This window comes from Nannocystis pusilla (assembly GCF_026626665.1).
Lineage (GTDB): Bacteria > Myxococcota_A > Polyangia > Nannocystales > Nannocystaceae > Nannocystis > Nannocystis pusilla.
The window spans coordinates 2,985,708-2,999,236 of record NZ_JAPNKE010000002.1 but is presented as its reverse complement, the minus strand read 5'-3'; the positions used below and the strand labels follow the sequence as shown (position 1 = coordinate 2,999,236).

The 13,529-nt window shown below is 65.0% G+C and carries 15 protein-coding genes and 4 pseudogenes; 14 read left to right on the top strand and 5 right to left on the bottom strand.

Annotated features, from left to right (window positions below; genetic code table 11):
- Positions 1 to 21: 21 nt before the first annotated feature.
- Positions 22 to 984 carry a hypothetical protein gene (locus OV079_RS13065; RefSeq protein ID WP_267768676.1) on the top strand — a complete coding sequence of 321 codons (963 nt, stop codon included), beginning with the start codon at positions 22 to 24 and terminating at the stop codon, positions 982 to 984.
- Positions 912 to 1,340 (top strand): hypothetical protein, encoded by a 429-nt coding sequence (locus OV079_RS13060; protein WP_267768674.1) that lies wholly within the window; start codon positions 912 to 914, stop codon positions 1,338 to 1,340. Before OV079_RS13065 ends, OV079_RS13060 begins: the two co-directional genes overlap by 73 nt.
- Before the next feature lie 22 nt (positions 1,341 to 1,362).
- On the opposite strand, the gene OV079_RS13055 is transcribed toward OV079_RS13060, so the two are convergent.
- The gene (locus OV079_RS13055; RefSeq protein ID WP_267768672.1) at positions 1,363 to 3,369 is read right to left on the bottom strand and encodes a hypothetical protein; all 2,007 of its coding nucleotides are present in this window, start codon (positions 3,367 to 3,369) and stop codon (positions 1,363 to 1,365) included.
- A gap of 248 nt (positions 3,370 to 3,617) precedes the next feature.
- On the opposite strand from OV079_RS13055, the gene OV079_RS13050 reads away from it, so the two are divergent.
- The 12 genes and pseudogenes from OV079_RS13050 (at position 3,618) to OV079_RS13000 (ending at position 10,246) form a co-directional block, all read left to right on the top strand.
- A complete protein-coding gene (locus OV079_RS13050; protein ID WP_267778529.1) occupies positions 3,618 to 4,094 on the top strand; it encodes a YbhB/YbcL family Raf kinase inhibitor-like protein in 477 nt (158 codons plus the stop codon).
- Between the two features lie 320 nt (positions 4,095 to 4,414).
- Positions 4,415 to 4,609 (top strand): annotated as a pseudogene (locus OV079_RS57790) (type II secretion system protein N); the annotation flags it as partial.
- Positions 4,543 to 4,929 (top strand): annotated as a pseudogene (locus OV079_RS57785) (penicillin-insensitive murein endopeptidase); the annotation flags it as partial. The pseudogenes OV079_RS57790 and OV079_RS57785, both read left to right, overlap by 67 nt.
- Positions 4,930 to 4,932: 3 nt before the next feature.
- Positions 4,933 to 5,229 carry a hypothetical protein gene (locus OV079_RS13040; RefSeq protein ID WP_338088893.1) on the top strand — a complete coding sequence of 99 codons (297 nt, stop codon included), beginning with the start codon at positions 4,933 to 4,935 and terminating at the stop codon, positions 5,227 to 5,229.
- Between the two features lie 148 nt (positions 5,230 to 5,377).
- Complete coding sequence (locus OV079_RS13035; protein ID WP_267768670.1) at positions 5,378 to 5,638, top strand: hypothetical protein; 261 nt, start codon at positions 5,378 to 5,380, stop codon at positions 5,636 to 5,638.
- Between the two features lie 65 nt (positions 5,639 to 5,703).
- A pseudogene (gene hflX / locus OV079_RS57780) lies at positions 5,704 to 7,117 on the top strand (GTPase HflX).
- Positions 7,118 to 7,330: 213 nt separating this feature from the next.
- Positions 7,331 to 7,741: a hypothetical protein gene (locus tag OV079_RS13025; RefSeq protein ID WP_267768668.1), complete on the top strand. Its 411-nt coding sequence runs from the start codon at positions 7,331 to 7,333 to the stop codon at positions 7,739 to 7,741.
- The gene (locus OV079_RS13020) at positions 7,722 to 7,958 is read left to right on the top strand and encodes a ParB N-terminal domain-containing protein (protein WP_267768666.1); all 237 of its coding nucleotides are present in this window, start codon (positions 7,722 to 7,724) and stop codon (positions 7,956 to 7,958) included. Before OV079_RS13025 ends, OV079_RS13020 begins: the two co-directional genes overlap by 20 nt.
- Positions 7,955 to 9,115, top strand: a complete 1,161-nt coding sequence (locus OV079_RS13015; RefSeq protein ID WP_267768665.1) for a hypothetical protein — start codon at positions 7,955 to 7,957, stop codon at positions 9,113 to 9,115. The genes OV079_RS13020 and OV079_RS13015 overlap by 4 nt, the downstream gene beginning before the upstream one ends.
- Positions 9,116 to 9,129: 14 nt before the next feature.
- Positions 9,130 to 9,729 (top strand): hypothetical protein, encoded by a 600-nt coding sequence (locus OV079_RS13010; protein ID WP_267768663.1) that lies wholly within the window; start codon positions 9,130 to 9,132, stop codon positions 9,727 to 9,729.
- Positions 9,717 to 9,977, top strand: a complete 261-nt coding sequence (locus OV079_RS13005) for a hypothetical protein (RefSeq protein WP_267768660.1) — start codon at positions 9,717 to 9,719, stop codon at positions 9,975 to 9,977. Before OV079_RS13010 ends, OV079_RS13005 begins: the two co-directional genes overlap by 13 nt.
- Entirely contained in the window at positions 9,965 to 10,246 is a 282-nt protein-coding gene (locus OV079_RS13000) for a hypothetical protein (RefSeq protein WP_267778873.1), read from the top strand. Before OV079_RS13005 ends, OV079_RS13000 begins: the two co-directional genes overlap by 13 nt.
- 9 nt (positions 10,247 to 10,255) lie before the next feature.
- Here OV079_RS13000 and OV079_RS57775 read toward each other — a convergent pair.
- The 4 genes and pseudogenes from OV079_RS57775 to OV079_RS12980 all read right to left on the bottom strand — a co-directional run.
- Positions 10,256 to 10,645: pseudogene (locus tag OV079_RS57775) on the bottom strand (DGQHR domain-containing protein); the annotation flags it as partial.
- A 23-nt stretch (positions 10,646 to 10,668) separates the two neighbouring features.
- Positions 10,669 to 10,956, bottom strand: a complete 288-nt coding sequence (locus tag OV079_RS12990) for a DGQHR domain-containing protein (protein ID WP_420829518.1) — start codon at positions 10,954 to 10,956, stop codon at positions 10,669 to 10,671.
- Positions 10,957 to 11,198: 242 nt separating this feature from the next.
- On the bottom strand, positions 11,199 to 12,515 hold the full coding sequence (gene dpdA, locus OV079_RS12985; protein WP_267768658.1) for a tRNA-guanine transglycosylase DpdA: 1,317 nt from the start codon (positions 12,513 to 12,515) through the stop codon (positions 11,199 to 11,201).
- A complete protein-coding gene (locus OV079_RS12980; protein WP_267768656.1) occupies positions 12,512 to 13,345 on the bottom strand; it encodes a hypothetical protein in 834 nt (277 codons plus the stop codon). Before OV079_RS12980 ends, dpdA begins: the two co-directional genes overlap by 4 nt.
- Between the last annotated feature and the right edge of the window lie 184 nt (positions 13,346 to 13,529).

Genomic DNA, 13,529 nt, shown 5'->3' with positions numbered 1-13,529 from the left:
ATCCCCGTCCGGAGGTTGGACATGACATATCGCGGAACGTGGGTCGCGGCGGCCGTCCTGGCCGTCGCGTGCGGGGGCGGGGGCGGGACCGAGACCGAGGCGACCGGCGCCTCGACCGGCGAGACGGGAGCTGGCCCGACGACCATGTCCTCGGAGACAGCCTCGACCGGCGGCCCGACGAGCGCCGGGCCGACGTCCGAGCCGACCACCGCGGGTCCGACGACGGGCCCGACGACGGGCCCCGGCACCAGCGGGCCGACCACCGACACGACCGCGGGGCCGACCACCGAGCCGGGCACGACCACGGACACGACCGGCCCCGACACCACCACCGGCGCGGGCGACGACAGCACCCTGTGCGCCTCTCAGGCCGAAGGCCTGTTCTTCCCGGCCGACGCGATCTGGTACCACGACGCGTCGAGCGACCCGGTCGCGCCCGACTCGGCCGCGATCACGCAGTGGATGGTGCAGAACTCGCCGCCGAACGGGTGGGGCACCGGGACGATGCGGATCGACTTCAGCATCACCGCCATCGACGCGCCGGCCGGCACGGAGAAGCGGACCTACGCGCTCGACAACGACTACTACTACTCGCCCGACTGCGACGTGGCCCCGATCCCGCTGCCGCCCGGCGGCGTGGTCGAGGATTACCCGCAGGACATCCCGCCGGCGGACAGCTTCGAGGGCTACGACTGCAGCGGCTACCAGGACGGCGCCGACTGTCACATGATCGTGGTGTCGCGCAGCAGCAGCGGCTCTACGAGATCTACCACGCGACCGTCGACGCGCAGACCGATCAGTTCACCGCCGGCTGCCTCGCGCTGTGGGACACCTCGAAGACCTACGACCTCGACGGCCGCGGTCAGCAGTGCACCAGCGCCGACGCGGCCGGCTTCCCGATCGCGCCGCTGTTGTTCTCGGCCGAGGAGGTCGCGGCCGGCGAGATCAACCACGCGATCCGGTTCATCCTGCCCAACTCGATGATCCGCGCCAAGAAGTACGTGGCGCCCGCGACCCACGGCACCAACACCAGCGGGCCGATGACGTCGATCCCGTACGGCGGCCACATGCGCCTGCGCGCCGACTACCCGCTCGAGAACCTCAGCCCCGGCGCGCAGGTGATCGCCAAGGCGCTGCAGAAGTACGGCATGTACATGTCCGACGGCGGCAACATCGCCCTGACCGCCCAGAGCGACGTGTACGGGTGCGCGACGTGGGACGGCGTCGGCGTCGACCCGTTCTCGCTCGAGGACCTCAAGGCCACCGACTTCGAGGTCATCGATCACGGGCCGACGATCGACGTGACCTACGAGTGCGAGCGGACGCCCATCATGGAGTAGGGCGCCCGCTCGCGGCGCGGGTTCACGGCAGGCCGTGGACCCACTTCGACCACGCGATCAGGACGTCCGCGGCGGCGTCGATCTTGCTGAAGGTCTCGACGCCGATCGAGTTGGTCTCCTCGTAGTGGTCGCCCTCGGCCTCGGTGATCCACGGCGGATCGCCGAGCACCCAGTCGTACTCGGGCACGATGTAGCCGAGCTCGTCGTTGCCCATGCCGATGATGAAGCGGTAGGTCCCGTGCATCTTGTCCTTGAGGTACGGGGCCTCGGGCGCGCTCTGCAGGTTCGGCGGGTTGGTGTTGTTGGGGTCGACGAGCGGCTTGGTCGGCACGTTGATGTGGCTGCCGTCGTAGCCGCCGATCGCCAGCTCGGGGAACAGCTCGCCCGGCACGGTGAGGAACTGCGCGGGCCCGAGGTTGATCAGCGCCGCCTCGGTCTCGATGTACATGCCGTCCATCTCCATGAACGTCTCGCGGTCGAAGATCCCGAGCTGGAACATGGCCTGGAAGTTCTGGTTGTCGACCCGCAGCTTGAACTTCTGGGCCTGCAGGTCGAGCTGCGGCGCGTCGACGGCGTCGCCGTTGGCGAGCGCGTCGAGGGCCATCTCGCCGAGCAGCTGACCGATCGCGTCGGCCTTCTCGAAGGTGCCCGACTGGTAGGTCTCGCCGTCGGGGGTCTTGACCGCCATGCCGAGCGGCGTCATCAGGCCGCCGACGGCCGCGTTGAGGAACAGGCACGGGCCGCCGACGCCGGGCTTGCCGGGCGCCTGCAACCACTGGCTGCCCTGCTCGAGCGTGCGCCGCAGGCCGTGGGCGAAGTCGCTGGTGATCAGGGTGTTCTCGTCGGACAGCGCCTCGGGGTGGTTGCCGAAGCTGACGAGGCTGGCGATCGTCTGCGCCTCGCCGTCGAGCAGCTGGACCGCGCCGATCATCTCGTCGACGACGAACGGGTCGCGGCTGTCGTTGATGACGTTGCCGACGCCGTTGGCGTGGTACGTCGAGGTGTCGACCTCGCCGACGACCATCTGCGCGACCTGCTTCTTGGCGGCGTCGGCGGCGACGATCGACTCGACGATGGCCTGCCGCACCTGCTCGCGGTAGGCCGGGTCGTAGCCGCTGACGAGCTGCTCGGGGCCCCACAGGCCCATGCTGTCGGGGCCCTCGTGGTTGTGCAGCGCGTGCAGCAGGACGTAGTCGACCTCGAGGCCCATCTGCGCCAGGCTGTCGCGGATCGCCAGGGTCTCGTTGTTGAAGAAGCCGACCAGGTCGAGGGTGACGATCGCCAGCTTGGTGTTGCCCTGCTCGAGCACCAGCGCGCGCGCCCACAGGCCGTCGCCCTCGCCGACGAGGCCGAGGCCGTCGCCGCGCACGCCGGTCGCGGGCCGGCCGTTGTGGAAGCCGGCCAGCCAGCTGGCCTGGAACTCGCCGTCGCCCTCACCGGCGTCGGCGTCGACGTAGCCGGGATCGCCGGGGCACAGGCGATCGCAGCCGCAGTCGAGGAAGACCTCGCCCGGCGGCTCGTACTCGGCGTCGGCGTCGAGGTCGGTCCACGCCTCGAAGCAGTTCGGCACGATCGACAGCACCGACGCGCCCGCCAGCAGCTCGGCGTCCGGCACCGGATCGCAGTGACCGTCCGGATCGCCGGGACACACGAGCTCCGGCACCACGTCGGGCGGAGGCGGACCGTCGGTGTCCGTGTCCCCGGTGGTGGTCGTGGTCGACGTGGTGGTCGTCGTCGAGTCGGTGGTGGTCGTGGTCGACGTGGTGGTCGCGGTGGGATCGGTGGTCGTACTCGTGGTCGTCGTCGACGTGATCGCGTCGGTGGTGGTCGGCGCGATCGTGGTCGTCGGACCCTCGGTGGTGACGGCAGTGGTCGAGGTCGGACCGGTCGTGACCGGGTCGTCGCTGGTGGTCGAGGACGACGACGAGCTCGAGGAGGAGGATGAATCGGTGTCCGTGGTGGTGGCGGTCGAGTCGCCGCAGGCCAGCGGAAATACGGCCAGGGTGAGGAGAAGCGGGCGGGATATCATCACGACGCATCGTAGCCGAGCCCGCCCGCGCCCTGGACGCGCGCGCGTGAGGACGGGCGTGGTCGCGGGCGAACGACCGGACCGATCGGGCATGTCCTCCGGGACAGGTAAAGGGCTGAGCTTGCGCACGGGCGCCGCTCCGCTACGTTTGCCCGGCCATGCACCGTCTCGCGCTCGTCGTCTCCTGCGGCCTGCTGGCCTGCCAGCCCAAACCCGAGCCCGGCGGCCTCGATCCGCCCGCGAGCGGGATGAGCCTCGAGTCGGAGGCGTTCGCGGCGGGCGCGGAGATCCCGAGCGAGTACACCTGCGAGGGCCGCGACGTCTCGCCGCCGCTGCGCTGGTCGGGGGTGCCGGCGGCGGCCAAGAGCCTGGCCCTCGTCGAGACCGACCCCGACGCGCCCGACCCGGCCGCGCCGAAGACGATCTACACCCACTGGATCGTCGTCGACCTGCCGCCGAGCGACGGCTCGCTGCCCGCCGGCGTGACGCCCGACCGCCTGCCCGCGGGCGCGCGCGAGGGCACCAACGACTTCAAGCGCGTCGGCTACGGCGGGCCGTGTCCGCCGGTCGGTCGCCACCGCTACTTCCACACGCTCTACGCGCTCGACACCACGCTGCAGTCGCTGCAGGCCCCGACGCGCGCGCAGCTCGAGCAGGCGATGGCCGGGCACGTGCTCGCCAAGGCGAAGCTGATGGGCACGTACCAAAAGCAGAAGGACCGGTGAGCGGGCCCGCGCGCGTGCCGGGCTGTCGCTCCGGCCGCTCGCCCGGCGACAAACTGTCACCGCGGTCGGCGCGGCGAGGCGAGGGGAGACGCGGAGATCCAGCCACCGCGAGTGGTGCGGATCTTGCCTCGGAGTGCATCGTGACCCCTCGCTCGACGCTGCTGCCCGCCTGTCTCGGCCTGCTGCTCGGGTGCGGCGATTCGACCGCCGAGCCCGAGGTCGCGCTCGAGGCGGCGCCCGCGGTCGAGGCGGCGCCGGCGCTCGCGGCGACGCCCGCGGCCTGCGACGGCTGTTCCAACGGACAGGTCCCCGAGGACAGCATGGCCGAGACCGAGCTGCCGCTGACGCTGCTGGCCACCACCGCCGCGGCCGACCCCGCCGGCAGCCAGGCGACCATCCGCGACGATCCGAGCGGCGTGATCCGCGGGTTCCGCGTCGGCGACCTGGTGTGGGAGGGCACCACGATCGCGGCGATCGAGCGCGGCGCGGTGATCCTGGCCCGGGCCGGGCAACAAGAGCGCCTGGCCATGGGGACAGATCCGGTCGAGCTGCGCCAGACCGACGTGTACTATCCCGATCTGTTCGCCGACGAGGACTTCGCCGGCGTCTTGGCGCAGGGGGTGAAGCTGCCCCCGGGGCCAGGTTACGTGGTCAAGAACGACGACCACGCGTGGGGCACCCGCGGACGGTCCGGCTGCTCCAGGAGTCGATCCGCGCCTATACGCGCGGCGGACGGGGCGGGCCGAAGGTCCACGTCGGCGACATCAGCTTGCACGGCGGCGGCGTGTTCCCGCCCCACCTGTCGCACCGTCACGGGCGCGACGTCGACGTCGGCTACGTGCTGCAGGGCACCGACGCCGACGTGACACGGTTCATCACCGCATCGAAGGACAACCTCGACGTCGCGCGCTCGTGGGCGCTGATCGAGGCGGTGCTGGCCACCGATCAGGTCCACTACGTGTTCATGGACTACGGCCTGCAGAAGCTCTTCTACGAGCACGCAATCGCTGCGGGGGCGAGCGCTCGCCGGTTGAACGACGTGTTCCAGTACCCGCGCGGCGAGGGGGCGCCGTTCGGCGTCATCCGGCACTGGCGAGGCCACCGCAATCACTTCCACGTCCGCTTCCGCGAGTGAGTCGCTACAGGCGAGGGCTTGCTCGCCGCGCCCGTGCTCGGCAACACTCGATCGCAGCGGCGCAGCGCTCCGCGCCGTGAGACCGAGCGCACGCGCTGCCGTCGCGCCGGTCGCGCGAGCCCGCGAGAGCGTCCATCTTGAGGCCGAGATGACCAGCGTCGACGTCCATGCCCTCGCGCTCGAGAAGGTCGGACGGATCTTGGGTCCCCAGCGGGCGCGGACGCTGCTGCAGGCGTATCTCGCCCGCGCAGAGAAGCTCGCGCTGGCGACCACCGACGACCTGCACGCGTTCGGCGAGGCGCTCGGCGCCTACGGCGGGATCGAGCAAGCGGTCGGCGCGCTGCTGATGGTCCAGGCCGTGCTCATCGAGACCGCCGAGCCGCCGCTCCCGCCTCGCCAGCCGCGCTGACACGGCCCACTCGCGCCGCGACGGACTTGCCGCCGGCGGTCCGGGGCGTCAGTCTGTCGCCCCCGATGTCCGAACGACCTGCCCACCGGCCCACCGCGATCCTCGTCGGCGTTCAACTGCCCGGCGTCAGCGACGCGGAGTACGCCGCCGACCTCGCCGAGCTCGCCCGCCTCGTCGACACCCTCGGCTACGACGTCACCGCGACGGTGACCCAGCGCCGCGAGATGCTCAGCAAGTCCGTGGTGCTCGGCGAGGGCAAGCTCAAGGAGCTGGCCGAGCTCACCGGCGGCCGCGGCTACGTGCCCTCCGCCGTGCCCGCGCGCAAGGACAAGGCCCGCCAGCGCCGCGAGGACGAGAGCGGCGAGGGCGACGACGAGGTCGAGTTCGACGACTTCGACGACGACCCCGGCCAGGTGCCGATCGTCGGCAAAGATGTCCCCGAGGACAGCAAGAAGCGGCCGAAGCTCGTCGCCGTCGATCACGAGCTCGGGCCCAGTCAAGCGCGCAACCTCGAGCGAGCCACCGGGGTGCAGGTGCTCGACCGCACCGGCGTGATCGTCGAGATCTTCCACCGCCACGCGCAGCCGCGAGGCCCGGCTGCAGGTCGAGCTGGCCCGTCTGGCCTACGTGGCGCCGCGCCTGCGCGAGACCGGCTCCCGCGGCGAACGCCAGGCCGGCCGTGGCGCCGGCGAGACGGAGCTCGAGTTCGATCGCCGGCGGATCCGCGACCGCATGGCCGAGCTCCGGCGCGAGCTCGAGGCGGTCCACCGCGAGCAGGACCACCGTCGCGAGCACCGCGCGGGTCAGCCGACGGTCGCGCTGGTCGGCTACACCAACGCCGGCAAGAGCTCGCTGATGCGCGCCCTCACCGGCAGCGAGGTGCTGGTCGCCGACCAGCTGTTCGCCACCCTCGACACCACCATCCGCGCGCTCCATCCCGAGTCGCACCCGCGGATCCTGGTCTCGGACACCGTCGGCTTCATCAAGAAGCTGCCGCACGACCTCGTGGCCTCGTTCCGCTCGACCCTCGACGAGGCCCGCCACGCCGGCCTGCTGCTGTTCCTGGTCGACGCGTCGGACCCGACCTTCCGCGACCAGTACGCGGTCACCCGCGAGGTCATCGGCGAGATCGGGGCGATGCAGGCGCCGTCCCGCCTCATCCTCAACAAGGTCGACCGGCTCGACGAGGAGCAGCGCGCCGAGCTCCAGCGCGAGTTCCCCGACGCGATCCAGATGTCGGCGCTGAACAAGGACGACGTCGCCCGCCTGCACGCGACGATCGTGGCGTTCTTCGGCCAGGCGCTGGTCGAGGCGGAGCTGCTGATCCCGTGGCCGCAGCACGCGCTGGTCGCCCAGCTCCACGGCGAGGCGCAGGTGCTGTCGGAGGCCCACGAGGAGGCCGGGACGCGCCTGCACGTGCGCATCGAGCCCGACACGCTGAAGCGCGTGCGCGGGGCGCTGGGCGAGGTCGAGGCGTGATCCTCGCGGGCGATTGCCGGGCGCCCGCACGGCTCGCTGCGCGGAGCGGATGGCCGAGGGCCGGTTACTCCGGCCTAATAGGATGGCCCGGTCATGGCCGACGATCCCGAGGCGCGAAGGGTGTCCGAACTGCCCGACCGGATCACGCGCCGCGGCATGAACGCGGAGGGCGGGGGCTTGCCTGCGTAAGCATGGTACGGATACACTGCCTCCATGAAGATCGTTCTCCCGCTCCTCGGCATCGTCAATGCTAACCTAGCGAAGAACGCTCCGCTGAGAATGAAGCACGTCGTAAAGATTAGCGCGGAAACGCTTTCGCAATATTTGCAATATGAAAGAAGGGGTAAGCGCAAATCCGATCCATTCAGGATTCTGCCATCCTCGCTTATTAAGATTGACGACGAGATCCAGAGAGGCCTCGATGCGGAAGGATTTCACCTGCAACAGCCAGCGAAAATCGCCGATATTGCTTACTGCCTCCTGGGTGACGCTCGCGCAAGCATGCAACGCGCCTACCTGAGCTCTCTTATCTGGAATGTTCAAGCGAGAACGCCTTCAAACGTCGCAAGATCGAAATTGAGGGCGGGGGCCGGCGGAGTGGGAATTGCAGATCGAGACCGATGAGATTTACTTGACGGATTCGGCCCACCGGCATTTTGGGATTGTTGAAGCATACCGTATGTACCGAGAGAATCCGCGTGAATTTCCGCGCTTCTCTCCTTCTGTAGATTTCCTCGTCGAGATCTACAACCTAGATCGAACCGGAGAAAAGGAGCTCTTCTCTGAATTGAACTCGAAACAGAAGAAGATCTCTGCGGCGAAGCAAAAGAGCTTGACGTGAGCTCGCCGATCGGTGCCATCAAGGATGCGATTGTGGAATATGACCGTACACATGAAAAGTTGTTCGCCAACAATATCGAGGTTACTTCAAATACCAACGACAAACATACGCTAATGACAATGTCAGTCTTCGTCGCTTCGATTGGAGAAATGTTCTCCTCAGAAGAAATCAAGAACGCTCGGGCGGACGATGAGCTGAAAGAGGATCTTGCAGAGTACTACTGTAATTTCTCGTACGAACTGTCTAAGTCCCTCGTCGTGCGATGTGATCTCGATGGAACGGGAACGGAGGTGGACGTTCATCCGTTCGATAATCTGTACGTGCAGCTGATTAAGGCCGTGGAGGATCGTTACGACGAAAATAACCCGGCACGTTACGAGCAAGATCTTGACGCAGTGCAGAAGGAAGCCGTGCGTAGGAACAAGGCTCTTCGTAGGGTGGATATTACTAATAACAATGCCACGATCAAGGCACTGTACAGGCTTGGTGGGCAGGTGCGTCGGATGCCAAACTGGCCTACCGTTATCAGGCGGCTCCAGACTGCCTTGATTGTTCCGGCTGGTGGAAAGTTCTTTCAGAAAGAAAATCCGGACCTGTTTGCGAAGGCATCGGATTCCGATATCCCTATCGCCTCTCTTAACGAAGATGGTGCTATTAACGTCCAGGTGCAGACGAAGAATATCAATAAACTGTATAATTATCTCTTGTCCAAGCTTGGCCTTGCTTTGCCTCCGACAGTGGTCGTGATGAATGACAATGATGAGACGGAGTTGTCGGGCTTGAGGGCGAACGTCAGCTTGGAACTTGACAAGCAGAGTGAGACCGTTCTGTCCGTGGAACTGAGATTTATCGGCGTAGCCGGCTCCCTCGTGAACGAAGCGGATTTGGCCTTGGCAATCATTCCCTCGATTGAGTGGAAAGAAGCTACGCGCAAAGCAGCCAAGCAACTAAGTCCACTCAGCGTGTATCAGGACAAGAGCTACGGGGATCAGTTCTACGAAGATCTGGTGCGCTGGGTGGCAACTTTCGAAGTGAAAGTGCCAAAGGCCTCAAAGCTCAAGAGTGAGGAGTTTGAGTTTTCCTTCAGATTCTCGTACCCATCCATCAACATGCTACGCGAAAAGATCGTAGCAAAGATTTCTGCGCGGGTGGTCTAGTCGAGATGCTGATCGTGCCTGAGATCTTCGCCGAGTCGATGAGGCAACGCCGTTGCGTTGTAACCCAGGCACGGCTTGGCCCAAATGAACTTGTCGCAAGCCGAAGCCGCATGCCCTCTCTGTACGGCGGAAGGCCCATTGCCGACGAGGTAAAGATTTTGGACTACTTACTGCAATGTGCCCATGCTGTGCTCGTATGCGACATGCTTGAAAGAAGCCACGTCGATACGATTCGACGCTTCTTCCTCACGATCATTGATAACAGCCAGCTTCGCAGCGAGCGTTGCCTGCACTTGTATCTATACCATTTTTGGGATCAATTGTGGCGCCTGGACTCCGAGGGCATCCATCTGACCGAGAAGTTCTACGAGGGCATGTCAAACAGCCAATCCAGCAGGTTCGCTGAGCGGCTCTTGCCTCGGCTTTGCGACCAAGAAGCGCGGACGGATATTGTGGGCTTCGATGAGTTGGGGCGTAAACTGTACCTGGTCGAGGTTAAGCAAGGCGAATTGGATGATCGAGCGATCGGTCAATTCTTCGCTACTATTCGCACGCTCGCACACAATGCGATCGTGTCCGCCATGATTTGGACATCCGGAGCGTGGTGCCGGTGATAATTATGGAATCCGCCCGGATGCAGTTTTGGGAAGCGGTTCCTTTCTACTTCCGGGAGTTCCTTGAGATTTTCTTTTACACGGTGGACAATGAAAAGGGCAAGATCTGGTTGCGAGACGGTAAAAAGCACTTCGTACATCCGGGCGCTCCGCACGTGTGGCTGTGTGATGCGCTATCGTCGCTTTCTGGTGATTGGGAAGCGGGGACTGCGTGTGCATGGTCGATCGTGCATCCTTGCTGCCGCTGAACTGGGGACTAAGGGCTCTGGAGACGCTCGAAGAGGTTCTGCAGGTGGTTCGTGAGAAGACAAACGTCTTGTTTGGTGTTCTGAAGGTCATTCCAAGGGATCTCACGGCCATCGCTAAGAGCCCACGAACCCTTGATCCATGCGCAGACAGGCACCAGAGGGCTAAGACGCCCTCTATAATAGGATCGCAAGTTGGATTCGGGAATGTTGGGCACGCCGATGTGGTCCATGATGTTGCCAAGGCTGAGGATCCCGATGCCGTGCGTTAGCCGGGATTTCTTCGGCGGGAGGTCCCATGCCTCAGCGAAGACATCGCGGACGGCATCCCAGAAGGGGAAGAGGAGGCGGCCCATCAACGCGATTCCTCCGTCTGGTGCGTCTTCGCGGCGGAGCTTGTAGAGGACGCCGTCAGAGAGGCTGTTGTCCAGCATCCGCAGGATCGAATTGTCCTTGATCGATGCACGCGGGGTCGTCTGGGTTTGGATCTTGTGGTGGAAGGGCGAGCGCTCGTGGTGGTTGAGGTACTCAAGGAGGCGGGCGGAGAGGCGACGTTTCTGGAGTGGGGTCGGAAGGCGGGCCTTGGTGTTGGGGATGAGTTCGTAGATGAGTCCCTTCGCAAGGGGCTTCGCCGAGTTGACGAGGATGAACTGTTCGGTCTGGTGTTCGATGTCGTCGGTGATGAAGGCGGTTACTACGACGGGGAATCGCGGAATTGCGCATCGCGGATGGCCGCGACACGCTGCTGTCCGTCGACGATGCAGCCCGGCTTCGGAATGTCCGTAGTCCGCGGCACGGGTATGGTGAGCATGCCCATCCGCGAGTAGGAGGTCTGGAGGTTGGCGGCCGCCATCGGCTGGAACTTCACCCGCGAGTCGAAGGCGACGATGATTCCGTTGGGAAGCATGGGCGAGGGGCTCTCGAGGTAGCAGCGGATTTCCTCGATATGAGCGATGACCTCGGGACGCTGGTAGCCTTGCAGCTTCGTACTGGTGGAACGTCGTAGACGCGAGATGCAGGCGAAGGAATGGATTTTTTACCGTCGACGGCGAAAGAATAGAGCTTCCGCCCCTTGGACTGGCGGATTTCCATGGCCGGAAGGGTGATCGTATCAAGTGGGGCTGGCATGCTGTGTCGTCCTGAACAGCGGCGCGCTCTGGATCTGCAGCGATCCACGATTGCGACCGTGATCAGATACGATCATGCGCGAAAGCGCGCCTAAAGTCAAGCAGAGAGCAGAGTCAGCGCCGGATCCGGCAGAGCTTTTGTTGCGGCATCCGCTGAAGGGGTTTGGCCAGTCAGCATCCGAAGACGCTGATAGAACACCGCGACATTGTGGAAGCCGCGACGGCGGTTACGCTCGGCCCCGCGGAAAAGAATGACGTGGTGCTTGAGCTGTTTGCAGACGGCGCACCGGCACTTCTTCCACGGGCTATCCTCGAGCGCCTGGCGGGCCGACTCCGTGCGGGTTTTCTTGTCCGGTTCGTGGAGTTCCTCGTATGCGCGCAACGCCTTCAGTACGGGGACGAGGGAACGACCGCCGGCATCGTACTCCTCCAGGCGCCGAAGGCAAAGTTGCTCGGCCTTCCGGGTCTTTTCCTGATCCAACTCGCCCGATCGGATGCGCGCCTGGAGGCGAAAGTTCCCCTGCACCTGGGGGACGCGGATGGCAGTATAGGTCCGCTCCAGAGTATGATAATTGTCCTTGTCGTCCATGAACGCTTGGCGCAAGGGTGACGTGCTGTCGATGCTCGCCACTCCGAGGCTGGAGAACGTCGGCAAGTGGGCGAAGCGGGTTACGCCGAGCAGGTGAATCTTCGTCTCCGGGCACCGCACCTCGGACACGGCCTTGAGACAGTTAAGGATGTCGTTGGTCTTGAGCGGTACCATCCCGCCGAGCGCGATGTAGCGGAAGCCGATCTTCTGTAGTTCGGCAAACGCATGGGCATAGGAGACAGGGCTCCATCCCTGCGCGACGCCGATGGGAGTGAAGGGTAGTTTGTCCCGCTTGTGGGTGGCAAAGAACTCGGATGCGAGAGCGAGGGTCAGTTTTTGGCGCTGACGGACGTTGTCCGGGGCGCCCGAGCCGAACAGGTCGGCCTCCCATTGCGGCTTGTACTCGGAAATGACATGATCTACGGAGAAACCGTAGTCGAAGCCGCAACGGACGTAGAAGTTGATGACTTCGTCGACCGAGAACGGGGGCGCTTCTTCCTTGATATAGGTGAATGCCCCGCAATCACCCATGCTCTCGATTCGCCGGTCCCAGGGATGATCTTCCAGGCGGAAGAACGCCCGGACGCCTTCGCGCAGGATCCGTCGTTGCTGAGCTTGAGTGTACTTGGCCTGGCTCGCCGCGCCGGTGCCCTCGACGATGGCCTTAGAGACCAGAATCCCGTCGAATACCGGGCCTTGCTCGCTAAAGACCTCGTGGGCGTAATGATCGTCCTGATGCCGGATACGTTCCGGGTTGCGGGTCTCGCGCTGGAAGTCAAAACTGGGATCGACGAGGTCCTGGCTGTCGGGGAGGAAGTACTTCATGGAGTGGTTCCGGAACGGATCTCTTCCGCGATTTCGCTGTGCAGCCGGCGAAATCGGCGCTGCTCACAAGCGCGACCGCCGTCGCGTAAGGCGCGCAGGAGGCCCGTCCAGCCCGCCTTGGGCTCCTTCGCCAACTCGGCGCGGATGAAGGAGACCACGTCCTCGTCGGTCATGCGGGCACGAGCGAGTTTCTCGGGTTTCGGAGTGTCCGCCACGAGGGCTTCATACTGCGCTCGCAGGTCGGCTGTCGAGAAGTGCGTCTGCAGCGCCCCAGGCTGTTTTAGAAGGTTGAGCGCAGTGCGCGCATGGAGTCCTTGCATGGAACCTCCCCAGGCGCTTTGCGTCCGCGCGTCGATGACGAGGACGTTGTCACGCAACGGCGTGTGGTCCCAGCCGGCTCCGCTCGTGATGATGGTCAATCTCTCAGGATGTCGCAGGACATCGAGTGCCATGACGAGGTCCTCGCGCATCGCCTTGGCGTAGTCCGGGGAGCACAAGAACAGGTAACTGGCCTTCGGGGAGTCCTCGGCTAGGCCGCGCAGCGTCGTCGGCTCGTCGCTGGGCTGGCGCACGCTTGCCAAGGCGGACCACCACGCTTGATTGTAGCCAACCCGGGCATCTCCCTGTCGCCCCAACGAAACCTGGTCGGGCGAGCCCTCGGAGAAGGTGCATGAGTACGGCGTGATGGGCGTGCGCTCAGACAGCAGACCGTAGCCCGCCGATGCGATCCAAAGGTTTGCGTGCCAACCGGCTTGGCGAACCTGATTGGTCAGATCCTGGACAAGTTTCCAGTGTTCTCCGGCGTATACATGCGATGCCTGGACGCGCAATAGCGGCCTGGCCGTATCGAGTCGAGCCCACCATTTGGCGGCGCGTGCGCTGGCCTCGTCCGGGGGGATCTCTCAAGCGAAGCTCGCTGGGGATCTCGCCGTGTTTCCGATCCGTGCAGGTGGCCACGATGTGGAGATGGGGCGCGCGGAGCGACATCGGCGTGGAGAGCTGTCGACGAGTGCC

Excerpts from the sequence above, each read along its gene's own strand:
- OV079_RS13055 (WP_267768672.1), bottom strand. The coding sequence starts at position 3,369 with ATGATATCCCGCCCGCTTCTCCTCACCCTGGCCGTATTTCCGCTGGCC.
- OV079_RS13065 (WP_267768676.1), top strand. The coding sequence starts at position 22 with ATGACATATCGCGGAACGTGGGTCGCGGCGGCCGTCCTGGCCGTCGCG.
- OV079_RS13050 (WP_267778529.1), top strand. The coding sequence starts at position 3,618 with ATGAGCCTCGAGTCGGAGGCGTTCGCGGCGGGCGCGGAGATCCCGAGC.
- OV079_RS13035 (WP_267768670.1), top strand. The coding sequence starts at position 5,378 with ATGACCAGCGTCGACGTCCATGCCCTCGCGCTCGAGAAGGTCGGACGG.
- dpdA (WP_267768658.1), bottom strand. The coding sequence starts at position 12,515 with ATGAAGTACTTCCTCCCCGACAGCCAGGACCTCGTCGATCCCAGTTTT.
- OV079_RS13025 (WP_267768668.1), top strand. The coding sequence starts at position 7,331 with ATGAAGATCGTTCTCCCGCTCCTCGGCATCGTCAATGCTAACCTAGCG.